The following is a 25,088-nucleotide window of genomic DNA, read 5'->3' as shown; positions in this document are numbered from 1 at the left end:
GGCCTTCACTCAATAGTGCACATGGCCGGGGCCGGCTCGCAGCCGCGGATCGGGCAGCAGACGCAGCGAAACCGAGACCGTCACCGTGCCGCCGCCGGCATCGACATGCACGCGCTGCGTGGGCAGCGGTGTACCGGGCCGCAGGCGCGGCTGCCATGCCTGCAAATGGTAGTCGCCCGGTGGCAGAGCGGTGATGGCGGCCTTGCCCGATGCATCACTTTGCGCCACCCAGGGCGCATCGGTCACATAGAGGTAGGCGATCATCTGGTCGTGGATATTGCATCCAACGGCAATCGCGCCCGGCTGATCCAGACGAAACGGCGGCGAGCTTTGCGCAGGTGCGAGCACGAACTCGAACTTGCCGGCCGCAGAGAACGAATAGACGTGGTGGCGGGTGCTGTCGCTGTTGCGAAACACCACCTCGTCGCCGGGCCGGAACACTTGCAGATAGGGCTGGAACATCAGCATGCGCTGATCGATCACGTGGCGCGTGTGCTGCTTCGGCGCAGGCGCTTGCTGGCCCGCTGCAGGCCGCAGCAACAACACCGCATCCGCCACCGGCTTGCCCTTGCCGTCGTCGAACTTGACCTCGATGTCTCCGGCCAACGCCGGCATCGCGCCAAGCGTCAGCCACGGGATCAGCATTGCCAGCGCGCGCGTCCGCATGCCCCACCCCCTGCGTGTCGGAAGCAGCCTAACACCGCCGCGAGACAAATCCGAAAAGGCGAAAAGGGGTCAGAGAACATTTCCTGTGCAGGCATGCATCAGGTCAACTCTCAAACGGAAATGTTCTCTGACCCCTTTTCGCCTTTTCGCGTGGCCCAAACCTTCCCGGCGATAATGCCCTGCATGGACTCGCCCTTGCCGATCACGGATCTCGATCCGCGCCCGCAGCCACCGGAAAAACCGCTGCCGCAGGACTGTTGCGACAGTGGCTGCCAGATGTGCGTGAACGACGTATACGCCGCCGAGTTGGAAGGGTATCGATTGGCGCTGGCGCTGTGGCTGAAGCGCCATCCCGAAGCCAGCCCGTGAGCCGGCTCGGCGCACACCGGACCACAGGCGAGCCTGCTCACATCAGGTGTAACGCCAATAGGCAGGTTCACCCGGCGTCTCACCGATGAACTCCACCGGCATGCCAGGCGTGGTGGCCAAGGCCACCGCCCCGTCGCGGAATCGCCAGCTCAGGCCTTGTGCGGATTCCCTGCCACACGCTTGAAGACGGAAGGTGCGGCTCGTCCCTGGCTGCATGCCCTCTCCGCTGCGTTTGCCGCGGGCTTCATGCAAGGCCCACAACTCGAAAAACGCAGGTGCTCTCTCCTCGGCTGCCATCGCCTGCAGGCGGTGCTGATCGGCGGGTGAAAACACGGATCGCGCCAGCGCGTCCAGATCACGGCTGCGCCGGGGCAGCTCGACGTCGATCCCCACCGCCACCTCGCCCAGCGCCAGTGCCAGCCACTCGCCGCTGTGCGACAGCGAAAGCGAGAGCGGCACCGGTTTGCCATCGCATTGAACTGCCGGTCGGCCATCGGCGAAATTTCCCAAGGCGATCCGCGCGGCCTTCACGCCGAGCCAGCGTGCCGCCAGTTTGCGTGCTTGCCAGTGCCCGGCGAGGAAGCTGTCGCGCCGCGCCTGCGAACGCATGCCCTGCAGACGCCGCGACTCGGCTTCGGTCAGCCACGCTTGACCATTGACTACGGCGGTGGCGGCCAGTCTGCCGATGGGTGCAAGCTGCACCTGGACCCGAGCCAGCGCCACGTTGGGTCAGACGATGGTCGCCGGCAGCAGCTTTTCCGGCTCCGCCTGCACGTCCAGCACCAGCTCGCCATTGACCGCATCCAACGCAACACGCCCGCCATTGGCCAGCTTTCCGAACAGCAACTCGTCGGCCAGTGGGCGCTTGACCTTTTCCTGGATCAGCCGCGCCATCGGTCGCGCACCCATCTGCGGGTCGAAGCCGTGTTGGCCCAGCCACTCGCGTGCAGTCGGGGTTGCGGTCAAGGTGACGCCCTTCTCATGCAGCAGCACTTCCAACTCAATCAGGAATTTGTCGACCACGCGCAGGATGTGGTCCAAGCCCAGCGGCTGGAATTGCACCACCGCATCGAGGCGGTTGCGGAACTCGGGCGTAAACGCGCGCCGGATTGCCTCCATCGCGTCGGTGCTGTGGTCCTGGAGGGTGAAACCAATGCTGCGACGCGCCGCCTGCACCGCACCGGCATTGGTGGTCATCACCAGGATGACGTTGCGGAAATTCGCCTCGCGGCCATTGGTGTCGGTCAGGGTGCCGTGGTCCATCACCTGCAGCAGGATGTTGAACACGTCCGGATGCGCCTTCTCGATCTCATCGAGCAGCAACACGCAATGCGGCGTCTTGACGATCTTCTCGGTCAGCACACCGCCTTGGTCGAAACCGACGTAGCCGGGCGGCGCGCCGATCAGGCGCGACACCGAATGCGGCTCCATGTACTCGGACATGTCGAAGCGGATCAGCTCGATCCCGAGTTGCAGCGCCAGCTGGCGAGTCAATTCGGTCTTGCCGACACCGGTGGGGCCGGCGAACAGGAAATTACCGATCGGCTTGTCGACCTCGCCCAAACCCGAGCGCGCCAACCGGATCGCCGAGGTCAGCGTGCCGATCGCTTCGTCCTGCCCGAAGATCACCATCTTCAGGTTGCGGTCGAGGTGCTGCAGGACGTCACGGTCGGAGGCCGACACCTGCTTGGCGGGGATACGCGCCATCTTGGCAACGATCATTTCAATCTCGGCCACGTCGATCACCTGCTTGCGCGACTCCGGCAGCAACAGCCGCTGGCGTGCTCCGGCTTCGTCGATCACGTCGATCGCCTTGTCAGGCAACAGGCGATCGCCAATGTGCTTGACCGACAGGTCCACCGCGGCGCGGATCGCTTCGTCCGCATAGCGCACCTCGTGGTGCTGCTCGTACTTCGGCTTCAGGCCCTGCAGGATCTCGACCGTTTCCGCGACGGTCGGTTCGACGATGTCGATCTTCTGGAAGCGACGAGCCAATGCACGGTCTTTCTCGAAGATCCCGCGGTATTCCTGGAAGGTGGTCGAACCGATGCAGCGCAACTCGCCGTTGGCCAGCACCGGCTTGATCAGGTTGGACGCATCCATGGTGCCGCCGCTGGCGGAACCGGCACCGATGATGGTGTGGATCTCATCGATGAACAGGATCGCACCCGGCACCTTGCGCAGCGCCGCCAGTACGCCCTTGAGGCGCTTCTCGAAGTCACCACGGTACTTGGTCCCGGCCACCAACGCGCCGAGATCCAGTGCGTAGATCACCGCATCGTCCAGCACTTCGGGCACCTCACCATCGACGATGCGCTTGGCCAGGCCTTCGGCAATCGCGGTCTTGCCGACGCCGGATTCGCCGACGTAGAGCGGATTGTTCTTGCGGCGGCGGCACAGCACCTGGATGGTGCGCTCGATCTCGTCGGCACGCCCGACCAGCGGGTCGATCTTGCCGGCATGCGCCTGCTCATTGAGATTGACCGCGAATTCCTGCAGTGGATCGCCCTTGGGTTCGCCCTCCACGGTGTCGGCCTTGCCCTCGCCTTCGGAGGGTGGTTGCGGAGCTTCGTCACCCTGCTTGGCGATGCCATGCGAGATGTAATTGACCACATCGAGCCGGCGCACGTCCTGCTGGCCGAGGAAATACACCGCATGCGAATCCTTCTCACCGAAGATCGCCACCAGCACATTGGCACCGGTGACTTCCTTGTTGCCGGAGGATTGGACGTGGTAGACCGCACGCTGCAGCACCCGCTGGAAGCCGAGGGTCGGCTGGGTGTCACGCGCATCGCCATCGGGCAGGCGCGCAACCGAGGCTTCGACCGCATTCTCCAGTTCATTGCGCAGGCGGTCGATGTCCGCGCCGACCGCGCGCAGCACCGCCTCCGCCGATGGATTGTCGAGCAACGCCAGCAGCAGGTGCTCGACGGTCATGTACTCGTAGCGCGACTCGCGGGTGCGTTTGTAGCACTGGCCAATGCTTTGCTCGAGATCCTTGCTGAACATGGTGAACCCTTGCCTTGCCGAAACGTCTGCTCCCTATGTAAGGCGCAAATGGTCGGTGGGCAAGCCCCCGGTGTGATCGCGTTCACATTGCCGCAATCCGACGGCGGGAATCGGGATGCGGAGACTGGTATGCGGAACAGGGTCGATCGCGCCGTTCAGGCTTTTTCCATCGTGCACAGGAGCGGGTGCTGGTTCAGCCGTGCATATTCATTGACCTGGGCAACCTTGGACTCGGCGATTTCCCGCGTGTACAGCCCACAGACGCCACGACCGCGCGTGTGCACATGCAGCATCACTTGAGTGGCGCGCTCCAGCCCCATCGAAAAGAACTGCATCAACACGTCAACCACGAAGTCCATCGGCGTGTAGTCGTCGTTGAGCAGCAGGACTGTATACATCGGTGGTCGAGCCAGATCGGGGCGCGCCGGGGCAACCACGACCCCGCGTTCACCCCGAGACTTGTCAGACTGCTGTGGCATCGGCAAAGTATAAGCCGCGCCGGATGACCGGCCGTCCCACAGCAACCGGAGCCATCCATGCGCCTGCTCGCCCTCTCCCTCGCTTGCCTGCTTCCGCTGGCCTCGCTTCCGGCCAATGCCGGTGACGCCGCGGTGGAAGCCCGCCTGACCGCCCGTGGCCTCAAGTTCACCATCGATGACGATGGGGACTACAAGGTGGTACTGAATTTCACCAGCGAAAACCGCACCCAGTTGGTCTATGTTTCCGGCGGAACCGAGGAGAGCGGTGGCATGAGCGTGCGCGAAGTGTTCGCGCCCGCGGCAAACATCAAGACCGACCACGTCACCCCGGAAATGGCGCTTGAGCTATTGCGTGAAAGCCGCACCAAGAAGATCGGTGCCTGGGAAATCGCCGGCGACTACCTGTATTACGTGATCAAGCTGCCCGACAGCGTCGACGCTGCACAGCTGGGTGAGGCGATCCGGATCGCCGGCTCGATTGCAGACGACAAGGAAATCGAGCTCTCCGGCGACACCGACGATCTTTGAATGGCGGCTTGCGGCAGCGGACCGCGCCTCGCACAGGATGTCACCGTCGCGGTCGTCACTGTCCGTGACGGGCGGCTCCTGTGCGTCGAAGAACATGTCGATGACGGACGGAGTTCCGGTGGGAGGGCAATCCCGCCGGCGACTGTCGACCCTGCCGATACCGGAAAGCGACTGGTCCTGAACCAGCCCGCCGGCCATCTGGAACCCGGCGAAAGCCTGATCGAGGCCGCGGTCCGGGAAACCCGGGAAGAAAGCGGCTGGAACGTTTGCATCACCGCCTTGGTCGGCATCCATCAGTGGACCTCACCCACCCGTAGCGTCCACTACCTGCGGTTTGCTTTTGCAGCTGAAGCGCTCGATCCGATCCCGGGTGCTGTGCTCGACCAGGGAATCGAACGCGCACTCTGGATGCTTCCGGAAGAGCTGCGGTCACAATCCCACCGTCACCGCAGCCCGCTGGTCTGGCGCGCCGTGGCTGATTTCCTTGGCGGCAGCCGGTACCCGCTGTCGCTGCTGCACGCCTTCCCATGAGCGGGGAACGGGTCGTCGTCGGCATGTCCGGCGGGGTGGATTCCTCGGTTGCCGCACTGTTGCTGCGTGATGCCGGCCATGAGGTGGTCGGAGTGTTCATGAGCAACTGGGCCGACGATGGCAGCGGCGAGTGCCGCGCCGAAGAGGATCGGCGCGACGCAGTGGCCGTGTGCGGTCAATTGGGCATCCCGATCCGGTTCCGGGATTTTTCCAGGGAATACCGCAACGAGGTGTTCCGGCAGTTCCTGTCCGAATACGCGGCCGGGCGCACACCCAACCCGGATATCGCCTGCAACCGCGAAATCAAATTCAAGCACTTCCTCGCCGCTGCCCGCGAACTCGGCGCCCCGACCATCGCCACCGGCCACTATGCCCGCGTGGAACGGGTTGGAAGCGGCTATCGCCTGCGCAAGGCCGTGGATGCCAACAAGGACCAGAGCTACTTCCTACACCAGCTTGGCCAGGAACAACTTGCCGCCACTTGCTTCCCGTTGGGTGATCTGGACAAGGCGCAAGTGCGTGCGATCGCCGCAGGGCACGGCCTTGGCACGGCAAGCAAACGCGATTCCACCGGGATCTGCTTCATCGGCGAACGTGATTTTCGCGAATTCCTGGCGCGCTTCCTCCCCAGTCAGGACGGCGAGATCCGCACCCCCGAAGGCGCCTGCATCGGTCACCACCCCGGGGTCTGCTATTTCACGCTCGGCCAGCGCGAGGGCCTGCAGATCGGCGGCGTGCGCGGACGCGCCCAAGCCCCTTGGTTCGTGATCGGCAAGGATGTGGCGCGCAACATCCTGTACGTCGACCAAGGCCACGCCAGTCCTTGGCTGCTTTCCCGCAACCTGCGCACCCGGTTTGCTCACTGGATCGCCGGGGCGCCGCCTGCAACCCGTTTTGCATGCGTCGCCCAAACCCGCTACCGGCAACCAGACCAAGCCTGCGACGTGGTCGTCGATGACGACGGCACGCTTGCAGTGCACTTTGCCGCCCCCCAGCGCGCGGTGACGCCAGGCCAGTCGCTGGTGCTTTATTCCGGAGATAATTGTCTCGGCGGTGCAGTGATCGCGTCCACCGATGCGCCCATGCCCGGAGTCGCCGAAGGAACCGACGCACCATGAATTCGAGCATCGACGACCGTGTCCTTGCCTTGGCAGGCCTGCTGCAAGCACTGACCCAAGTCCGGCGTATCGCCGATACCGGGCATGGCGAGGGGCACCAGATCGAGACTGCGATCAACAGCGTGTTCATGATCGATGCCGCCGACGCCGAAACGGTCTACGGCGGTGTCGACAATCTTCGCAGCGGCCTGCGCCAGTTGCGCGATTACCTTGCCAACGGCAACAAGGACGAAGCCATGGGCAAACTGGTGCTTGCCGTGCTGCAGCTTGAACGTCGTTTCATCCGCGACAAGAAAATGATCGACGACATCCAAGCCGGACTGGGCGGCATCTCGCCCGCCGAGGATCAGCCACCCGCCGTAATCGACAGCGAAACGCTTGCAGAACTTGGCAAGCTCTATTCCGACACCATCAGCACCCTGCGCCCGCGGGTGATGGTCCAAGGCAATCCGCACTACCTCGGTCAGATTGATGTGGTGGCGGAAATCCGCGCGTTGCTGCTTGCCGCGCTTCGGTCAGCCGTGCTGTGGCGGCAGATGGGCGGCAGCCTGTGGGATTTCGTGTTTCAGCGGCGCGCAATGGCCAGTGCGATCGATGCAAGGATGGCGTGATTGGAACGACTCGGCGCTGCCGGATGCCCGGCACCGATCGTCGCCGCGGCAATTCCGGCCCATCGCCTAGCGCCTACTTTGCCGGAGTTTCGCCAACCGTCAGACGCACGACACCCCGCCAGCGCGTTGAAGCGCTGCCGGGGTGCGTTCCATCAACAACCCAATGAGGCGATCCCGGTTCATCACGCCGTGACCGCCTGCCATGGCTCAGTCGGTATAGGTGTACTCGCCGATCTCGCAGACGTTGATCTTGCCGCGGGTGGCTTCGTTGCCGTTGCTGAACACGGCCTTGAAATCGAAGAGGCAGGCACCGGTGCCGTCGTCGATGTTGATCCGCACCGAACCGCCCGAACGCACCACGCTGTCGCCAAGAATGTCTTCTTCCCAATCGGAAGTCGACGAACGCGAGGCGTAAAAGCGCACCATCGTGTAGCTGGTCTTGTTGATGATCCGGACGTGACGATCAGCGGCACTGGCCTGACTCGTCGCACCGAGGGCGAACAGGCCGGCCACGCAGGCGGCCACGATCGAAGTACGAATGGAAAACATGGGTTGTCACTCCGCAAATTGATTATGGGTGGGACCTTGGAATCGACCGAACATTCGGCCACCAGACCAAGCCCGAGCGACCTCGTCTGCCGCCCGTGCATCACTCTCCAATCTCGGAGATCGTATTGGAACCCCCCAAACGCGGGATCGTCCCTCCCCGTTCCCCGAGATTTCAGCCTAGCACAAGGAAAAACGTTGCCAAGGGGTCTGGCAGGACATTGCGCTTCAACTGGTCTTCAGGTTTCGTGACCCGCCCGACCGCGGCCGGGGAATTCGGCCAGCGCTGAGTCCGCATCGGGATCCGATAGCGTCCTCAATCAACCCGTTCCCGCGGGGATGATCAGCCTCAGGCCCTTGAAATAGTCGCGGAAAAACACGGCATCGCGGGTGATCAGGGCATCGCATTGCAGCATCGCGTGGGCGCCGATCAGGAAATCCGCCACCAGCCGTTCACGGCCACCGCCGCGGGCGCGGAAGCGCTTGAGCATGTAGCCGGCGCGCATCGCGGCGCTCTCACTGGTCGCAAGATGGCGGATGCCCAGCGTGGCCAGCGGCTCCATCAGGCCGACCGACGATTCCAGCACGGCTTGGACTTCGGCGATCACCGCATCGCAGACCACCACGTCGTCGCGGCCCAGCGCGTCACCGATGCAGGCCTCGGCGGCCTCGGCGTGGCGCGGGTCGCCCACCAGCAGATCGATCAGGACCGGCGAATCCAGCGCGATCACCCGCGATCACCCTGGTCGTCGCCGTCGAGAGGCGCGCGCCCACGCAACTCACGCATGGCGGCATCGGTCGACGCCAACCCGTCGGCCAGCCGGAACTTGCCACGCACCTTGCGCAGCGCCTCGCTGGCATCCTTGCGCAGGACGATCCGGCCGCCGTCAAGTTCGACCTTGAGCACACTGCCCTTGGCCAAGCCCAGCGCATCGCGCACCGGCTTGGGCAGGGTCACCTGACCGCGCTCCCCAACGATGACGTCCACGGCGATCCTCCATGCAACCGAAGTACGCATGAAGCATACATACTTTTTTTGGCATATCATACCCGTGCCCACGCACAGCCGATCCGCCCCCGACGTCACCACGGGGTCACGACGGCACCCCTACACTTTCGGCGTCCCGCCACGGAGCAGTCCCATGCACGATTCCTTCGCCAGCCACGACCAGCTTTCGCTCAACGGCACGTCCTATCGCTACGCCAGCCTCACCAAACTCGGCCAGCGCTTCGACATCGCCCGCCTGCCGTATTCGATGAAGATCCTGCTGGAAAACCTGCTGCGCCACGAAGACGGCGTGACCGTGAATCCCTCGCACATCGAAGCAGTGGCGACGTGGAACCCGGCGGCGGAGCCCGATACCGAAATCGCCTTCATGCCAGCGCGGGTGATCCTGCAGGACTTCACCGGCGTGCCCTGCGTGGTGGACCTGGCAGCGATGCGCGATGCGGTGGTCAAGCTCGGCGGCCGCCCCGAGCAGATCAACCCGCAGATCCCGTCGGAACTGGTGATCGACCACTCGGTGCAGGTGGACGTGTTCGCGACCCCGAGCGCGCTGGACGCCAACGGCCAGATCGAGTTCGAGCGCAACGGCGAGCGTTACGGCTTCCTGCGTTGGGGCCAGAAGGCCTTCAGTGATTTCAAGGTGGTGCCGCCCAACACCGGCATCGTGCACCAGGTCAACCTCGAATACCTGGCGCGGGTGGTGATGACCCGCGAGATCGGTGGCGACACTTGGGCGTTCCCGGACACCCTGTTCGGCACCGACAGCCACACCACCATGGTCAACGGCATCGGCATCCTCGGCTGGGGCGTCGGCGGGATCGAGGCCGAGGCCGCGATGCTGGGCCAGCCCTCGTCGATGCTGATCCCGCAGGTGGTCGGCTTCAAGCTCACCGGCAAACTGCCGGAAGGCGCCACCGCCACCGACCTGGTGCTGACCGTCACCGAAATGCTGCGCAAGCACGGCGTGGTCGGCAAGTTCGTGGAGTTCTTCGGCGAAGGCTTGCAGCACTTGCCGCTGGCCGACCGCGCCACGATCGGCAATATGTCGCCGGAATACGGCGCCACCTGCGCGATTTTCCCGATCGATGCCGAATCCCTGCACTACCTGCGCCTGTCTGGCCGCAGCGACGAACAAATCGCACTGGTCGAGGCCTATGCCAAGGCGCAGGGCCTGTGGCACGACGCGCAGACGCCGGCTGCCTCCTACAGCTCCACCTTGGAACTGGACATGGGAACGGTGCAGCCGTCGCTGGCCGGCCCCAAGCGCCCGCAGGACCGCGTGCTGCTGTCCGACATGAAGGATTCGACCCGCAAGGCCATCCGCACCCTCACCACGGCGCGCGACCAGCGCAACGGCGACGTATCGGCCTTCGTCGCCGAAGGCGGTGGCGCCGCAGTCGGCAATGAACAGCACGGCAAGGGCCAGGCCGATATCGCGATCGATGGCCAGCACATGCGGATCAAGGATGGCGCCGTGGTGATCGCCGCAATCACCTCCTGCACCAACACCTCCAACCCGGCGGTGATGATCGCCGCCGGCCTGCTGGCCCGCAACGCCGCGGCCCGCGGCTTGAATCGCAAGCCCTGGGTCAAGACCTCGCTGGCCCCCGGTTCGCGCGTGGTCACCGACTATCTGGAAAAGGCCGGCCTGCAGAAGGAGCTGGAGAAGGTCGGTTTCTACACCGTCGGCTACGGCTGCACCACCTGCATCGGCAACTCCGGCCCGCTGCCGGTCGAAGTCAGCGCCGGGATTGCGGCCGGCGACCTGTGTGTGGTGTCGGTGCTCTCGGGCAACCGCAACTTCGAAGGCCGCATCCACGCCGAAGTGAAGATGAACTACCTCGCCAGCCCCCCGCTGGTGGTGGCCTATGCGCTGGCTGGCGACACCGGCATCGACCTTGCGAATGATCCGCTCGGCACCGGCAGCGACGGCCAGCCGGTCTACCTGAAGGACATCTGGCCGACCAGCAAGGAAGTGCGCGACACCATCGCCGCGACCATCGGGCCGGAGATGTTCCGCAAGAACTACGGCGACGTGTTCAAGGGCGACGCCCGCTGGAATGCGGTCGATTCACCCGATGGCGATCTGTATGCGTGGAGCGATGCCTCCACCTACATCAAGAACCCGCCCTACTTCGACGGGATGACGATGGCGGTTGGTTCGATCAACGACATCCACGGCGCGCGCGTGCTCGGCCTGTTCGGCGATTCGATCACCACCGACCACATCTCGCCGGCCGGCAGCATCAAGAAGGATTCGCCCGCGGGCCGTTACCTGATCGAGCGCGGCGTGGCACCGGCCGAGTTCAACAGCTACGGCAGCCGTCGCGGCAACGACGATGTGATGGTGCGCGGCACCTTCGCCAACATCCGCATCAAGAACGGCTTCTTCGGTGGCGAGGAAGGTGGCAATACCCTGTACTTCGGTGCCCAGCCGCCGGAAAAGATGGCGATCTTCGACGCGGCGATGAAATACAAGGCCGACGGCACCCCGCTGATCGTGATTGCCGGCAAGGAATACGGCACCGGCTCCTCGCGCGACTGGGCCGCCAAGGGCACCATCCTGCTGGGCGTCAAGGCGGTGATCGCCGAGAGCTTCGAGCGCATCCACCGCAGCAACCTGGTCGGCATGGGCGTGCTGCCGCTGCAGTTCAAGGGTGGCGAGAATGCCGCTTCGCTGGGGCTGGACGGCACCGAAACCTTTGCCGTGTCCGGCCTCGCCGACGGCGCCGCGAAGACCGCCACCGTCACCGCGACCCACGGCAACGGCAGCAGCAAACAGTTCACCGTCGATGTCCTGCTGCTGACCCCGAAGGAAGTGGAGTACTACCGCCACGGCGGCATCCTGCAATACGTCTTGCGCGAACTGGCGGGCAAGAAAGCCGGCTGATGCGCTGATCGCATCCAGCAGACACGCGACAAGGCCGGGGCATGCCAGGCCTTGTTGTTTTCATTGTGCCCGATATGGATTCTGACTCGGACGTCGTCGACCCACCTACAACTTCGGCTTCCAGTTCGCGCTACGCAGCAGCCAGTCGCGGCCCTCGCGGTGCCAGCCGGTTTCCACCTCGAACACCTGCCCATCCTGCGGCACCAGCCCGCCACTGCCGGCGGTCGCCAACACGGTGAAGCGGGCGATGGCATCGTCCTCGCCACGCAGTTCGACCTGGATCGGCCCGATCCGGCCGGTGACATTGCGGTACTGCAGGAAAATCCCGGCTGCCATCCGCCGCGCGCCGCGCTTGTCCATGCCGTCGTTGCCGACGAAATCCTCGGCCAGCAGGTCGGACACCTTGCCAGCATCCTTGCCGTCGATGGCGGCCTGCATCGCCGTGAGCTGCGCGCGCACCGCCTGCTCCGGTGGCGGCCCGCCGCATCCGGCCAGCACCAGCATGCAAACCAGCGCCCACTGTCCCCCGAATCGTCTCCACAGCACCCCCATTTCCAGCCCTCCCGAATGCCGTTGCAGCGAAGCATCGCCATGTCCGTCGCAAAAGGCTATGCTCAGTCCAGATTGGGTACCATACGCAAGCGCATTGACCGTTCACACCATGATCCCGGGGAGCAGAGCATGAATTCCGAACGTCCTTGGTTGGCCCACTACCCCGCCGGCGTGCCGGCCGAAATCGACCTCGACGAGTTTGCGTCGATCACCGACGTGTTCGACTCCGCCCTGAAGACCTACCGCGATCGCACCGCCTTCATCAACATGGGAAAGGGCATCAGCTACGACCAGCTGGACCGCCTCAGCCGGGACTTCGCTGGCTACCTGCTCGGAGAGCTCAAACTCAAGAAGGGCGACCGCGTCGCGGTGATGATGCCCAACTGCCTTCAATACCCGATCGCCGTGTTCGGCGTGCTTCGCGCCGGGCTGATCGTGGTCAACGTCAACCCAATGTACACCGCGCGCGAGCTCAAGCACCAGTTGGCCGACTCCGGCGCCAGCGTCCTGCTGGTGCTCGACAACTTCGGCAACGTGGCGCAGGAAGTGCTGGCGCAGATGCCTCAGGTGAAGGCAATCACCACAGGGCTCGGCGACATGTTGGGCTTCCCCAAGGGCCTGATCGTCAACTTCGTGCTCAAGCACGTGAAGAAGATGGTCCCGTACTACGACATCCCGGGAGCGAAGCGCTTCCGCGACACACTCACCCTCGGCCGCATGCATTCCTTGCCCGAGGTGCGCAACGCACCAGAGGACATTGCCTTCCTGCAATACACCGGTGGCACCACCGGCGTGTCCAAGGGCGCGATGCTCACCCACCGCAACCTCGTTGCCAACATGCAGCAGGCCTCGGCCTGGGTGAAATCCAATGTCCGCCCCGGCGAAGAACTGATCGTCACCGCGTTGCCGCTGTACCACATCTTCGCGCTGACGGCGAACTGCCTGATCTTCCTCAAGCTCGGCAGCACCAACCTGCTGATCACCAATCCGCGCGACATGCCCGGCTTCATCAAGGAGATCAAGGACTCCGGCTTCACCGCGATCACCGGCGTCAACACGCTGTTCAATGGCCTCCTCAATACCCCCGGCTTCAGCAACATCGACTTTTCCAAGCTGCGCCTGACCCTCGGCGGTGGCATGGCCGTGCAGCGTGCGGTGGCCGACAAGTGGAAGTCCGTCACCGGCACCACCCTCGCCGAGGCCTATGGCCTGACCGAAACCTCGCCGGCGGTATGCATCAATCCGCTCGACCTGCGCGAATACAACGGTTCGATCGGCATGCCGGTGCCTTCCACCGATGTCTGCATCAAGGATGACAACGGCAATCTGCTGCCGCCGGGCGAAGTCGGCGAGTTGTGCGTCAAGGGCCCGCAGGTGATGAAGGGCTACTGGCAACGCCCTGAGGAAACCGCCAAGGTCATGGATGCCGACGGCTGGTTGCACACCGGCGACATGGCGAAGATGGACGCACAGGGCTATTTCTACATCGTCGACCGCAAGAAGGACATGATCCTGGTGTCTGGCTTCAACGTGTACCCGAACGAAGTCGAAGACGTGATCGCGATGATGCCTGAGGTGCTGGAAGTCGCCGCGATCGGCGTACCCGATGACAAGTCCGGCGAAGCGGTGAAAGTGTTCGTCGTCAAGAAGGATCCAGCCCTCACCGCCGACCAGGTCAAGGCGTTCTGTACGGACAACATGACCGGCTACAAGCGTCCGAAGTTCGTCGAATTTCGCAGCGAATTGCCCAAGAGCCCAGTCGGCAAGATCCTGCGCAAGGAGTTGCGGGAACCGGCGAAAACGGCCTGATCAAAGGCTACCCCAGAGAATAAGGCCGACGTTGTCGGCCTTATTCATGACGTACGGTGCAGCTCACGCTTCCGGCCGCATGTACGGGAACAGCAGCACGTCGCGAATCGAACTGCTGCCGGTCAGCAGCATCACGAAGCGGTCGATGCCCACGCCGAGGCCACCGGTGGGCGCCAGGCCGACTTCCAGTGCGCGGATGTAATCGGCATCGTAGTGCATGGCCTCGTCGTCACCCGAGGCCTTGGCCTCGACCTGTGCCTTGAAGCGCGCGGCCTGGTCTTCCGGATCGTTCAATTCCGAGAAGCCATTGGCGAGTTCCTTTCCTCCGATGAAGAGTTCAAAGCGGTCGGTGATGCCCGGCTCGCTGTCCGATTCCCGCGCCAACGGCGAGACTTCCACCGGGTAGTGGGTGATGAAGGTCGGCTGCACCAGCCCGCCTTCCACGGTCTTCTCGAAGATTTCCAGCAACAGCTTTCCCCAGCCGTAGCCGGGTTTGACGTAGATGCCGAGGCGCGCTGCGTGCTTCGCCAGCGCCTCGCGATCGCGGCAATCCGCCACCGAAATTTCCGGATTCAATTCACGCACCGCCTCTTCCAGCTTCCAGCGACGGAAGGCCGGCCCGAGATCGATCGAATACCCATCCCACTCGAACGCCGTGGTGCCCATCGCCTCGACCGCGACATCGCGCATCATCGCTTCGGTCAGGTCCATCACCTCGATGTAGGTGGCGTAGGCCTCGTACAACTCGAGCATGGTGAATTCCGGGTTGTGCCGGGTGGACACGCCCTCGTTGCGGAAGTTGCGGTTGATTTCGTAGACACGTTCCAGCCCGCCGACCACGAGGCGCTTGAGGTAGAGCTCCGGCGCGACGCGCAGGAACAGGTCGAGATCCAGCGCGTTGTGGTGGGTGGTGAAGGGCTTGGCCGTCGCACCGCCGGCGAGGTAATGCATCATCGGCGTTTCCACCTCGAGGAAACGCCGTGCATCCAGCCAACGCCGCATGCAGGAGACGATTCGCGAACGCGCGATGAACACCTCGCGTGCTTCCGGGGTGACGATCAGGTCGACGTAGCGCTGGCGATAACGCTGCTCGACATCGGCAAGACCGTGGAATTTGTCCGGCAGCGGCCGCAGCGACTTCACCAGCAGGCGCAGGGACGCCACCTTCACCGACAGCTCGCCGGTCTTGGTTCGCATCAGCGAACCTTCGGCAGCGACGATGTCGCCGATATCCCAGCCCTTGAACGCATCATAGGTGTCGCCCAAGGCGGTCGCTTGCAGGAACAGCTGGATCCGCCCACTCATGTCCTGCACGGTGGCGAACGCGGCCTTGCCCATCACCCGCTTGGCCAGCAGGCGGCCGGCGATGGCAACCTGCCGACCCGTGGCTTCCAGTGCTTCGCCCGTCCACTGCGCGGCATCGGCGTACTCGGTCTGCAGGTCGCCGGCGAAGTCGTTGCGCTTGGCGTCGTTGGGAAACGCAATGCCCTGCCCGCGCAGCGCGGCCAGCTTGGCGCGGCGCTCCGCGACGAGCCTGTTTTCATCAGGGTGGTTTTCATCAAGGACAGGCTGGGGATTGGCGTCGGTCATGGGAGGCGTTTCGCTATTCGGAGGGATCGGGGCTGGGCGAAGGTCGACGCAGCCTCAGGCCGCGTCGCTGCGTTTCGCCCCGGCCTCCAGCCCGGATTTCAGGCTGGCCTCGACGAATTCGTCGAGATCACCGTCCAGCACCTTCTGCGTATCGCTGCGCTCGATGCCGGTGCGCAGGTCCTTGATCCGGCTTTGATCCAACACGTAATTGCGGATCTGGCTGCCCCAGCCGATGTCGGACTTGGTGGCCTCCAGCGCATCCTTCTCGGCGTTGCGCTTCTGGATTTCGATCTCGTACAGTTTGGCCTTCAGCATCTTCATCGCGCGGTCGCGGTTGGCGTGCTGGCTGCGCTCGGTCTGGCAGGCGACCACCACCCCGCTGGGGACATGGGTGATGCGCACCGCCGATTCGGTCTTGTTGACGTGCTGGCCACCGGCGCCGGAGCTGCGATAGACATCGGTCTTGAGGTCGGCCGGGTTGATCTCGATGTCGATGTCGTCATCCACTTCCGGCGACACGAACACGCTGGTGAAACTGGTGTGGCGGCGGTTGTCGGAATCGAACGGCGACTTGCGCACCAGTCGGTGCACGCCGATCTCGGTCTTCAGCCAGCCGTAGGCATAGTCACCCTCGATCCGGAAGGTGGCGGACTTGATCCCGGCCACGTCGCCGCCGGAAACTTCCATCAATTCCGCCTTCCAGCCACGCGATTCCGCCCAGCGCAGGTACATGCGCAGCAGCATTTCCGCCCAGTCCTGTGCCTCGGTGCCACCGGCACCGGCCTGGATATCGACGAAGGCATTGCAACCGTCCATCTTGCCGGAGAACATGCGTTGGAACTCGATCGCCTCCACGCCCTTCTGGTAGCGGTCGACGTCATCGATCACCGCCAGCGCGGTGTCCTCGTCGGCCTCCATTTCGGCCAGGTCGAGCAATTCGCCCGAGCCGTCCAGCCCATCCTTCAGTTCGCGGATACCGTTGACGACCTTGTCCAGCAAGGAGCGCTCGCGGCCCAGCGCCTGCGCCCGCGCGGGGTCGTTCCAGACATCCGGATGTTCCAGTTCGCGTTCGACTTCTTCCAGGCGCTCGCGCTTGGCATCGTAGTCAAAGATACCCCCGGAGCGCATCGAGCCGACCGGACAGGTCGGCGATGCGGGCTCGGATGGGATTGAGCTCGATCATGGGACAGTGCATCTTGGGATGAATCGCCCATTTTAGCAGCGCATGGCCCCGCGCCGCGGATCGACATGCGCACGCCGGCATTCCGATATCCAGACCAGACTTTCGCCGGGAGGATTCGGAGCAGACCATGTCCAGGCTGGAACACTTCAATGTCGTCGACCACGTGCGCTGGAACTCGGAAGCTGGCCAGGTCAGTGTGCGGATCGTGGACGTTCATGTGGCCGCATTCGACTACAAGGGCCACCGCGCCTCGCCCGCCAATCCACAGTATGAGATCAAGTTCGACAGGACCGACCACATCGCCGCGCATGACGGCACGGCGTTGACGAAGAGCGAATGATCGTGGTCCGACCCTGAAAGTGCCGACATCAGGCGAACGCGGCCTTGCACCAGGTCATGATCGGGTTCCAGAACACGCCGAGCACCAGCAATGCCAGTGCGTTCACGGAGAACACGAAACGCATCACACCGTTGTCGCGGGCCGCGATGGGCTCGCCCACCGGCTCATCGAAATACATGACCTTGATGACGTGCAGGTAGTAGTACGCGCCGATCACCGCGAACACGACACCCACGATGGCCAGCCACAGGACGTTGCCGTCGATGGCAGCGCGCAGTACGGCGAGCTTGGCCCAGAAACCGAGGAACGGCGGTACGCCGGCCATCGATGCCATCACGCACAGCACCATCGCCGCACTCCACGGATCACGCGCACTCAGCCCCTTGTAGTCGGCGACCTGGTCAGCTTCGAAACCGCGGCGTGCCATCAACACGATCGCGCCGAACGCAGCCGTGGCCATCAGTGCATAAGCAATCACATAGAACATCGCCGCGGCATAGCCCTCGGCACCGCCACCGGCGAACCCGAGGAAGACGAAGCCCACGTGCGAAACCGTCGAATAGGCCAACATGCGCTTGAGGTTGGCTTGCACCAGCGCGATCACGTTGCCGACCACCAACGACAGCGTGGCCAGCACAGCCATCAGTGGCTGCCACTGTTCGGCCAGCGACCCGGTGCCGAACCCGAACAGGCGCACGACCATGGCAAACGCGGCAAGCTTGGGCGCCGAACTGATGAACAGCGTGATCGGCGTCGGCGACCCGTGGTAGACGTCCGGCAGCCACATATGGAACGGCACGGCGCCAAATTTGAAGGCCACGCCTGCGGTCATGAACACGACGCCGGTCAACAGCATCGGGGAATCGATGCCCATCGCCGCGTTGCGGATCGCGGCCAGGTCGAGGCTGCCGGTGGCACCGTAGACCAACGACATGCCGTACAGCAACAATCCGGACGCCAGTGCACCCAACACGAAATACTTGATCGCCGCTTCAGAGGCCAGCGGGTTGTCGCGATCGATCGCCACCAGCGCGTAGGAGCTCAGCGCCAACAGCTCCAGGCCAAGGTAAACCATCACCAGGCTGCCGGCCGAGATCAGCAGCATCATGCCAAGCACCGCAAACAGCACCAGTACCGACACCTCGCCCTTGTAGATTCCACGTTCGCGCAGATCCGGCCAGACGAACAGCAGCGCGATGGCCGATACCACGCACACGCCAACCTTGAGGACGTCGGCCATGGTGTCGCGCACGAACATCCCGGACAGGACCGAGGCTTCGTCACCGGCGCCGACGCCCAGCACGACCATGGCAGCGACCAGCAGCAGGATCGCCACCGACAGGACGTGGGTGATGCCCCGGCGGGCATCGCTCACAAACAGGTCAAGCATCAGCAGCAGGAAGCCGAGACCGGCGAGCGACAGCTCCGGAATCAGGGGCACCAGCTCGTTGGGGGCCGGCATGGCAAGGGTGGCCTGCATCGTCGTCATGTCCTGGAAACCTGCTCAAGAGCCCGCCACTGCTGTCGCACAGCAAGCAGGCACACGCCATTCGGAATCGCGCAGTGGGGGGTGGAAGTGTCCGTCATGGCAGCTTGGTCGCGGCAATCTGGTCGACCAAATGGGAAATGCTGGGACCCATCAAGTCGGTCAGTGGTTGCGGCCACACGCCAATGACCAGGGTACCGAGGGCGAACACGCCGAGCACGGTCCATTCGCGCAAGCTGATGTCTTTCATCGTCAGCACCGGCGCATTGGTCACGTCGCCCCAGATGATCCGTTTGGTCAGCCACAGCGAATAACCGGCACCGATGATCAAGGTCAGTGCCGCGGCGAGGCCAATCAGCGGATGCGCCTGGAAGCTGGCCAGCACCACCACGAACTCACCGACGAAGCCGCTGGTGCCCGGCAAGCCGCAATTGGCCATCGCGAACAACACCCAGAACATCGCAAACCACGGCATCACCCGCGCCACGCCGCCGTAATCCTTGATCTGGCGCGTGTGCAGGCGGTCGTAGAGGACGCCAACGCAGGAGAACATCGCGCCGGAAATGAAACCGTGCGAAATCATCTGCACCATCGCGCCCTGCAGGCCGAACACGGCGGCGTCAGTCGAGCCCGACACGCGCACCAGTTGGAAGGCAATGAAGGTACCGAGGACGACGAAGCCCATGTGTGCGACCGAGGAATAGGCCACCAGCTTCTTCATGTCCGACTGCACCAGCGCGACCATGCCGACGTAGACGATCGCGATCAGGCTGAAGGCGATCATCAGCCACGCCCACTCCTGCCCCGCATCCGGAACCACCGGCAAGGTGAAGCGCAGGAAGCCGTAGCCGCCAATCTTCAGCATGATCGCCGCCAGCACCACCGAACCACCGGTCGGCGCCTCGACGTGCGCATCCGGCAACCAGGTGTGGACCGGGAACATCGGCACCTTGACCGCGAACGCACCGAAGAAGGCGAAGAACAGCCAGGTCTGCTCGGTCATGCCCAGCGGCATCGCGGCGAGATCGGCGATCTGCCAGCTGCCGCCCTTCATGTACAGGTAGATCAACCCGACCAGCATGAACACCGAGCCGAGGAAGGTGTACAGGAAGAACTTCATCGCCGCGTAGATCCGGCGCGGCCCGCCCCAGATGCCGATCACCAGGAACATCGGGATCAGCATCGCCTCGAAGAACACATAGAACAGCATCGAATCGAGCGCGCAGAACACGCCGATCATCACGCCTTCGAGGAACATCAGGTTGGCGAAGTACTGGGCGACGCGCTTGTTCACCGAGCCCCAGGCGCCGATCAACACCAGCACGCCGACCAGGGTGGTCAGGCCGATCAGGGGCACCGACAGGCCGTCGACACCGAGGTGGTACTGGATGTTGAAGGCCGGGATCCATGCGTGCTGTTCGACGAACTGCATGTCCGTCGTCGCTGGATCGAAGCCCAGGAACAACGGCACCGTCAGCACCAGCGCGATGATGGCAAAGACCAGCGATGTCCATCGCGCCGCATCCGGCCGGCGATCGCCGACGATGAGCGAGAGGACGCCGCCGAGGATCGGCAACCAGATCAGCAGACTAAGCAGGGGCCAGTGGGTCACGCTTGCGGTATCCATCGAGTGTCGGTTGCCGGCTTACGCCCAGAAGTGGTGGATCATGGCAAGCAGGGCCACGAGTCCAACGATCATTGCGAAGGCGTAGTGGTAGAGGTAGCCGGACTGCACCTTGCGGGAAATCGCGGCCACCACGCCGATCAAGTTGACGCTGCCATTGACGAACAGGCCATCGATCACGCGGCTGTCGGCCAGGTTCGATGCCTTGCCGAGCTGCACGCTACCGCCGGCGAATCCATTGATCCACAGGTCGTCCATGTAGTACTTGCGATCAAGCAGGCGGATCGGGGCGGCCAGCGCACGGGTGATGCCGGTGCGCAGCCCGGGCTTGACCAAGTACAGCAAGGTCGCTGCCGCGAATCCGAGGAAGGCCAAGCCGAACGGGAGCGTCGTGAAGCCATGCAGTGCGAAGGCAACAGGCCCGTGGAATTCCTCGGCAACCTTGGCCACCATGTCGTTCTGCTGCAGCACCTGGATCGCACCGGCGAAGAACGGTGTTTGCTGCACATGGCCCAGGATGTCGGTGCCGAACAGCATCGGCCCGGCGGTGAAGAACCCGATCACGAGCGAGGCGACCGCCAGCACCACCAGCGGCAGGGTGACCACCCAAGGCGACTCGTGCGGCTCGTGCGGACCGTGGTGGCCGTGCGCGTGGTCATCGTGGTGCGCATCGTTCGCATGATCATCGTGCCCATGGGCCACGCGGAAGCGCTCCTCGCCAAAGAAGGTGAGGTACAGCAGGCGGAAACTGTAGAAACTGGTGACGAACGCGCCCAGGATCACCGCCCATTGGCCGTATTGCGCGATCAGATCGCCTGGGTGCGCCGCCGCGTGCATCTCTGCAGCAACGATGATGGTGTCCTTGGAGTAGTAACCGCTGAAGAACGGCATCGCCACCAGCGCCAGCGTGCCGATCCACATGGTAATGTGGGTGATCGGCATGTACTTGCGCAGGCCGCCCATCTTGCGCATGTCCTGCTCGTGGTGCATGCCGATGATGACCGAGCCGGCACCAAGGAACAGCAGCGCCTTGAAGAAGGCATGGGTCATCAGGTGGTAGACCGCCGCCGAATAGGCCGACACGCCCAACGCCACCGTCATGTAGCCCAGCTGCGACAGCGTGGAGTACGCCACCACCCGCTTGATGTCGTTCTGCACCATGCCGATCAGTCCGGTCCAGAACGCCGTGGTCGCGCCGATGAACAAAACGAAGTTGAGCGCGGTCTGCGACAGCTCGAACAGCGGCGACATCCGCGCCACCATGAAGATGCCCGCGGTCACCATGGTCGCGGCATGGATCAGCGCCGAAATGGGCGTCGGACCTTCCATCGAATCCGGCAACCAGACGTGCAACGGCACCTGTGCCGACTTGCCCATCGCACCGATGAACAGGCAGATGCAGATCACGGTGGCGATCGACCAAGCATGGCCCGGCAGGATCTCCACGGTGGCGCCGCGGATCGCATCCGCATGCGAAAACACGGTGCCGTAGTCGAGAGAACCGATCCACAGCAGCACGCCGGAGATGCCGAGCAGGAAGCCGAAGTCACCGACGCGGTTGACCAGGAACGCCTTGAGGTTGGCGAATACCGCGGTCGGCTTCTTGTACCAGAAGCCGATCAGCAGGTAGGACACCAGGCCCACCGCCTCCCAGCCGAAGAACAGCTGCATGAAGTTGTTGCTCATCACCAGCATCAGCATGCTGAAGGTGAACAGCGAGATGTAGCTGAAGAAGCGCGTGTAACCCTCGTCCTCGGCCATGTAGCCGATGGTGTAGATGTGCACCAGCAGCGAGACGAAGGTGACGACCACCATCATCATCGCGCTGAGCTTGTCGATCATGAAACCGACGTTCACCGAAATGCTGCCGGCCTGCAGCCAACCGTAGACGTCCTCGTTGAACGTCGGTGCGCCCTGCAACAGCTGCCACAGCACGTGGCAGGACAGCGCGCAGCTGGCGGCGACGCCAAGAATGGTCACCGTGTGCGCGCCCGCGCGCCCGACGAAGCGACCGAACAGGCCCGCGATCAGCGCGCCCAGCAGCGGCAGCAGGACGATCAGGACGAGATGGGTTTGCGAAATGGCCATTGGGTCGTCTTGTCTGGTTCTTGTCTTGCGTGTTGTATGGAACCGCGTACGTCGCTTCGATCCTCCGACCCGGCCGGAGGAACTTCAACTCACCCTTTCAGCGTGTCGATATCCGCCACGTCGATGCTGCGGCGGTTGCGGAACAGGGTCACCAAGATCGCGAGGCCGATCGCCGCTTCCGCGGCTGCCACGGTCAGGATGAAGAACACGAACACCTGCCCCGCGGCATCGCCCATGGCGCGAGAGAAGGCCACGAAGTTGATGTTGACCGACAGCAAGATCAGCTCCAGGGACACCAGCAGCATGATCACGTTCTTGCGGTTCAGGAACAGGCCAGCCACGCTGATGCAGAACAGCACCGCGCCCAGCGCGAGGTAATGGCCAAGGGAGAGCCCTGTCAGGAGAGCGTTCACGGCTTGGCCTCCTCGCTGGACGCAGGTTCTTGGGCCACCTTGCGCACGGCCTGCATCTTCACCATCCGCAGGCGGTCGGAAGGACGGGCCCGTACCTGCTCGGACGGATTCTGGTGTCGGGTACCCTCGCGTCGGCGCAGGGTCAACATCACCGCCGCCACCACAGCCACGGTCAGGATCACCGCCGCCACTTCGAACGGCAGCAGGAAGTTGGTGAACAGCGTATGCGCCAGCCACTGGGCATTGGACGTGCCTGCGGCTGCCGCCGGATCCGCCGGCAGCGGGATTTCGACGGCACTGCGCACGCCGACCAGCACCAGCATTTGCGCCAACATCACCGCAGCGACCACCAAGCCAACCGGCAAGTAGCGCACGAAGCCCTCTCGCAGTGGCACCCGGTCCATGTCCAGCATCATCACCACGAACAGGAACAGCACCATCACCGCGCCGACGTAGACCAGCACCAGCATCAGGCCAAGGAACTCGGCATTGCCGACGATCCAGGTGCAGGCCACCGAGACGAAGGTCAACACCAGCCACAGCACGGCGTGGACCGTGTTGCGGGCGCTGATCGCGGCCAGCGCAGCCACGGTCGCAACCGCCGCCGAGCACAGGAAGGACAGGGTTGGATAGTCGAAGTCCATGCGTGCCTGCTTCAGCGATACGGGGCGTCGGCGCCGCGGCGCTGCGCGATTTCGGTTTCGAGGCGGTCACCGATCGCCAGCAGCTTGGGCTTGGTCAGGATGTTCTCGCCGCGGTGTTCGAAGTGATATTCGTGGACGTGGGTCTCGACGATCGAGTCGGTCGGGCAGGACTCCTCGCAAAACCCGCAGAAGATGCACTTGAAGAGATCGATCTCGTAACGTGTGGTACGGCGGGTGCCATCGTCGGCGCGGGGGCCAGCTTCGATGGTGATCGCCAGCGCCGGACACACCGCCTCGCACAGCTTGCAGGCGATGCAGCGCTCTTCACCGTTGGCGTAGCGGCGCAGCGCATGGATGCCGCGGAAACGCGGCGACATCGGGGTCTTTTCCATCGGGTACATCAGCGTGTACTTCGGACGGAACAGGTACTTCAGGGTCAGCCACAGGCCACCGATCAGTTCCAGCAGCAACAGGCTCTTGAAGTAGGAAACAACCTTGCTCATCGCGCCCTCACTGCCCGGCCACGAGAATGCCGAAATACACCAGCAGCGCGGTCACGAAAATCCACGCGATGGTGATCGGGATGAACACCTTCCAGCCCAGCCGCATGATCTGGTCGTAGCGGTAGCGCGGGAACGCGGCACGGAACCAGATGAAGCAGCTGGCGAAGAAGAACATCTTGGCCATCAGCCACCACCAGCCGTCGCCGAGCACGGTGGACAGCACCGGCACATCGGGAATCCACGCCGCCGGAATGGGAGACAGCCAGCCGCCAAGGAAGAAGATCGGGGTCAGGATGCTGACCAGGATCATGTTGGCGTATTCGGCCAGGAAGAACAGCGCGAACTGCGAACCGGAATATTCGACCATGTGGCCGGCGACGATTTCCGACTCGCCTTCGACCACGTCGAACGGCAGGCGGTTGGTCTCGGCAATGCCGGAGACGAAGTAAATGACGAACAGTGGCGCCAGCGGGATCCAGAACCACTCGGTGAAACCGCCGTTGCCCGACTGCGCCATCACGATCTCGCTCAGGTTCAGGCTGCCGGCCGCGACCAGCACGCCAACCAGGGCGAAGCCGGCGGCGATTTCGTAGCTGATCATCTGCGCCGATGCGCGCATCGCGCCGAGGAAGGCGTACTTCGAGTTGCTGGCCCAGCCGGCGATGATCACGCCGTAGATGCCCAAGGATGTCATCACCAACAGGTACAGCACGCCGGCGTTGGCGTTGGACAGCACCACCCGTGCATCGAACGGAACCACCGCCCAGGCCGCGAACGCCGGCACCAGCATCAGCATCGGGGCAAGCCGGAACAGCACGCGGTGGGCCACGCTGGGCTGCACCACTTCCTTGAACAGCAACTTGAACACATCGGCAAACGCCTGCAGCACGCCCCAACCGACGTACATCGGCCCGTGGCGCACGTGCATCCAGCCGATCAGCTTGCGCTCCCAGACCACGTAGAACGCCACGGAAATGATCACCGGCACCGCAATCACGAGGATCTTGACGATGATCCATGCCAGCGCACCGAGAGTCCCAAAGCCCAGCAGCGCGTCGCGCAGCGGGTCGATGGCGTAGGTCATCAGTGGATTGAAGGTCGCG

Annotated in this window: 25 protein-coding genes; 8 read left to right on the top strand and 17 right to left on the bottom strand. The window is 63.8% G+C overall.

What is annotated here, in order from left to right; all coding sequences use genetic code 11:
* Positions 1 to 9 precede the first annotated feature (9 nt).
* The gene (locus IT472_RS05740) at positions 10 to 666 is read right to left on the bottom strand and encodes a hypothetical protein (RefSeq protein ID WP_297179684.1); all 657 of its coding nucleotides are present in this window, start codon (positions 664 to 666) and stop codon (positions 10 to 12) included.
* A 183-nt stretch (positions 667 to 849) separates the two neighbouring features.
* Here IT472_RS05740 and IT472_RS05735 point away from each other — a divergent pair, with 183 nt between their 5' ends.
* Complete coding sequence (locus IT472_RS05735; protein WP_297179681.1) at positions 850 to 1,035, top strand: oxidoreductase-like domain-containing protein; 186 nt, start codon at positions 850 to 852, stop codon at positions 1,033 to 1,035.
* 42 nt (positions 1,036 to 1,077) lie between these two features.
* On the opposite strand, the gene IT472_RS05730 is transcribed toward IT472_RS05735, so the two are convergent.
* From IT472_RS05730 to clpS, 3 genes are all read right to left on the bottom strand, one after another.
* A complete protein-coding gene (locus IT472_RS05730) occupies positions 1,078 to 1,758 on the bottom strand; it encodes a 4'-phosphopantetheinyl transferase superfamily protein (RefSeq protein WP_297179679.1) in 681 nt (226 codons plus the stop codon).
* Positions 1,759 to 1,764: 6 nt separating this feature from the next.
* Complete coding sequence (gene clpA, locus IT472_RS05725) at positions 1,765 to 4,044, bottom strand: ATP-dependent Clp protease ATP-binding subunit ClpA (RefSeq protein ID WP_297179677.1); 2,280 nt, start codon at positions 4,042 to 4,044, stop codon at positions 1,765 to 1,767.
* A gap of 155 nt (positions 4,045 to 4,199) precedes the next feature.
* On the bottom strand, positions 4,200 to 4,523 hold the full coding sequence (clpS, locus tag IT472_RS05720) for an ATP-dependent Clp protease adapter ClpS (protein WP_297179674.1): 324 nt from the start codon (positions 4,521 to 4,523) through the stop codon (positions 4,200 to 4,202).
* A 57-nt stretch (positions 4,524 to 4,580) separates the two neighbouring features.
* Between clpS and IT472_RS05715 the strand changes: the two genes are divergently transcribed.
* The 4 genes from IT472_RS05715 to hflD are packed head-to-tail and all read left to right on the top strand — an operon-like array spanning position 4,581 to position 7,311.
* Complete coding sequence (locus IT472_RS05715) at positions 4,581 to 5,051, top strand: hypothetical protein (RefSeq protein ID WP_297179671.1); 471 nt, start codon at positions 4,581 to 4,583, stop codon at positions 5,049 to 5,051.
* Positions 5,052 to 5,582: an NUDIX hydrolase gene (locus IT472_RS05710; protein WP_297179668.1), complete on the top strand. Its 531-nt coding sequence runs from the start codon at positions 5,052 to 5,054 to the stop codon at positions 5,580 to 5,582. It begins immediately after the preceding gene.
* Positions 5,579 to 6,700, top strand: a complete 1,122-nt coding sequence (gene mnmA / locus IT472_RS05705) for a tRNA 2-thiouridine(34) synthase MnmA (RefSeq protein ID WP_297179664.1) — start codon at positions 5,579 to 5,581, stop codon at positions 6,698 to 6,700. Before IT472_RS05710 ends, mnmA begins: the two co-directional genes overlap by 4 nt.
* Positions 6,697 to 7,311, top strand: a complete 615-nt coding sequence (hflD, locus tag IT472_RS05700) for a high frequency lysogenization protein HflD (protein WP_297179661.1) — start codon at positions 6,697 to 6,699, stop codon at positions 7,309 to 7,311. Before mnmA ends, hflD begins: the two co-directional genes overlap by 4 nt.
* Before the next feature lie 207 nt (positions 7,312 to 7,518).
* Here the strand turns inward: hflD and IT472_RS05695 are convergent, their stop codons facing one another.
* The 3 genes from IT472_RS05695 to IT472_RS05685 all read right to left on the bottom strand — a co-directional run bounded on the left by IT472_RS05695 (position 7,519) and on the right by IT472_RS05685 (position 8,845).
* Positions 7,519 to 7,860, bottom strand: coding sequence for a hypothetical protein (locus IT472_RS05695; RefSeq protein ID WP_297179658.1), 342 nt, complete (start codon positions 7,858 to 7,860; stop codon positions 7,519 to 7,521).
* 317 nt (positions 7,861 to 8,177) lie between these two features.
* Entirely contained in the window at positions 8,178 to 8,588 is a 411-nt protein-coding gene (locus IT472_RS05690) for a type II toxin-antitoxin system VapC family toxin (protein ID WP_297179655.1), read from the bottom strand.
* Positions 8,585 to 8,845, bottom strand: a complete 261-nt coding sequence (locus IT472_RS05685) for an AbrB/MazE/SpoVT family DNA-binding domain-containing protein (RefSeq protein ID WP_297179652.1) — start codon at positions 8,843 to 8,845, stop codon at positions 8,585 to 8,587. Before IT472_RS05685 ends, IT472_RS05690 begins: the two co-directional genes overlap by 4 nt.
* Before the next feature lie 154 nt (positions 8,846 to 8,999).
* On the opposite strand from IT472_RS05685, the gene acnA reads away from it, so the two are divergent.
* A complete protein-coding gene (acnA, locus tag IT472_RS05680; protein WP_297179649.1) occupies positions 9,000 to 11,753 on the top strand; it encodes an aconitate hydratase AcnA in 2,754 nt (917 codons plus the stop codon).
* A 105-nt stretch (positions 11,754 to 11,858) separates the two neighbouring features.
* On the opposite strand, the gene IT472_RS05675 is transcribed toward acnA, so the two are convergent.
* Positions 11,859 to 12,305 carry a nuclear transport factor 2 family protein gene (locus IT472_RS05675; RefSeq protein WP_297179646.1) on the bottom strand — a complete coding sequence of 149 codons (447 nt, stop codon included), beginning with the start codon at positions 12,303 to 12,305 and terminating at the stop codon, positions 11,859 to 11,861.
* A 129-nt stretch (positions 12,306 to 12,434) separates the two neighbouring features.
* On the opposite strand from IT472_RS05675, the gene IT472_RS05670 reads away from it, so the two are divergent.
* A complete protein-coding gene (locus tag IT472_RS05670) occupies positions 12,435 to 14,114 on the top strand; it encodes an AMP-binding protein (protein WP_297179643.1) in 1,680 nt (559 codons plus the stop codon).
* Between the two features lie 63 nt (positions 14,115 to 14,177).
* Here IT472_RS05670 and lysS read toward each other — a convergent pair whose 3' ends face one another.
* Both lysS and prfB read right to left on the bottom strand, forming a co-directional pair.
* Positions 14,178 to 15,704, bottom strand: a complete 1,527-nt coding sequence (gene lysS / locus IT472_RS05665) for a lysine--tRNA ligase (protein ID WP_297179640.1) — start codon at positions 15,702 to 15,704, stop codon at positions 14,178 to 14,180.
* A 54-nt stretch (positions 15,705 to 15,758) separates the two neighbouring features.
* Positions 15,759 to 16,887, bottom strand: a protein-coding gene (prfB, locus tag IT472_RS05660; RefSeq protein ID WP_297179637.1) for a peptide chain release factor 2 whose coding sequence is annotated in 2 segments (ribosomal slippage) — positions 15,759 to 16,811 and positions 16,813 to 16,887 — 1,128 coding nt in all. Because the reading frame shifts where the segments join, the coding sequence is not laid out codon by codon here.
* A 127-nt stretch (positions 16,888 to 17,014) separates the two neighbouring features.
* On the opposite strand from prfB, the gene IT472_RS05655 reads away from it, so the two are divergent.
* On the top strand, positions 17,015 to 17,227 hold the full coding sequence (locus IT472_RS05655; protein ID WP_343231811.1) for a DUF2945 domain-containing protein: 213 nt from the start codon (positions 17,015 to 17,017) through the stop codon (positions 17,225 to 17,227).
* A gap of 28 nt (positions 17,228 to 17,255) precedes the next feature.
* Here IT472_RS05655 and nuoN read toward each other — a convergent pair whose 3' ends face one another.
* The 7 genes from nuoN to nuoH all read right to left on the bottom strand — a co-directional run bounded on the left by nuoN (position 17,256) and on the right by nuoH (position 25,069).
* Positions 17,256 to 18,716: an NADH-quinone oxidoreductase subunit NuoN gene (gene nuoN / locus IT472_RS05650; RefSeq protein WP_297179634.1), complete on the bottom strand. Its 1,461-nt coding sequence runs from the start codon at positions 18,714 to 18,716 to the stop codon at positions 17,256 to 17,258.
* A 94-nt stretch (positions 18,717 to 18,810) separates the two neighbouring features.
* Positions 18,811 to 20,325, bottom strand: coding sequence for an NADH-quinone oxidoreductase subunit M (locus IT472_RS05645; RefSeq protein WP_297179630.1), 1,515 nt, complete (start codon positions 20,323 to 20,325; stop codon positions 18,811 to 18,813).
* A 33-nt stretch (positions 20,326 to 20,358) separates the two neighbouring features.
* Complete coding sequence (gene nuoL, locus IT472_RS05640; RefSeq protein WP_297179627.1) at positions 20,359 to 22,425, bottom strand: NADH-quinone oxidoreductase subunit L; 2,067 nt, start codon at positions 22,423 to 22,425, stop codon at positions 20,359 to 20,361.
* Between the two features lie 89 nt (positions 22,426 to 22,514).
* On the bottom strand, positions 22,515 to 22,826 hold the full coding sequence (gene nuoK, locus IT472_RS05635) for an NADH-quinone oxidoreductase subunit NuoK (protein ID WP_297179746.1): 312 nt from the start codon (positions 22,824 to 22,826) through the stop codon (positions 22,515 to 22,517).
* An 8-nt stretch (positions 22,827 to 22,834) separates the two neighbouring features.
* The gene (locus IT472_RS05630; protein ID WP_297179624.1) at positions 22,835 to 23,482 is read right to left on the bottom strand and encodes an NADH-quinone oxidoreductase subunit J; all 648 of its coding nucleotides are present in this window, start codon (positions 23,480 to 23,482) and stop codon (positions 22,835 to 22,837) included.
* Between the two features lie 11 nt (positions 23,483 to 23,493).
* Positions 23,494 to 23,985, bottom strand: a complete 492-nt coding sequence (nuoI, locus tag IT472_RS05625; protein WP_297179621.1) for an NADH-quinone oxidoreductase subunit NuoI — start codon at positions 23,983 to 23,985, stop codon at positions 23,494 to 23,496.
* A 7-nt stretch (positions 23,986 to 23,992) separates the two neighbouring features.
* The gene (nuoH, locus tag IT472_RS05620) at positions 23,993 to 25,069 is read right to left on the bottom strand and encodes an NADH-quinone oxidoreductase subunit NuoH (protein ID WP_297179618.1); all 1,077 of its coding nucleotides are present in this window, start codon (positions 25,067 to 25,069) and stop codon (positions 23,993 to 23,995) included.
* Positions 25,070 to 25,088: the final 19 nt, after the last annotated feature.

It is taken from the genome of Thermomonas sp. (assembly GCF_020850895.1).
Lineage (GTDB): Bacteria > Pseudomonadota > Gammaproteobacteria > Xanthomonadales > Xanthomonadaceae > Thermomonas.
This window is presented reverse-complemented; position numbering and strand designations above follow the sequence as displayed.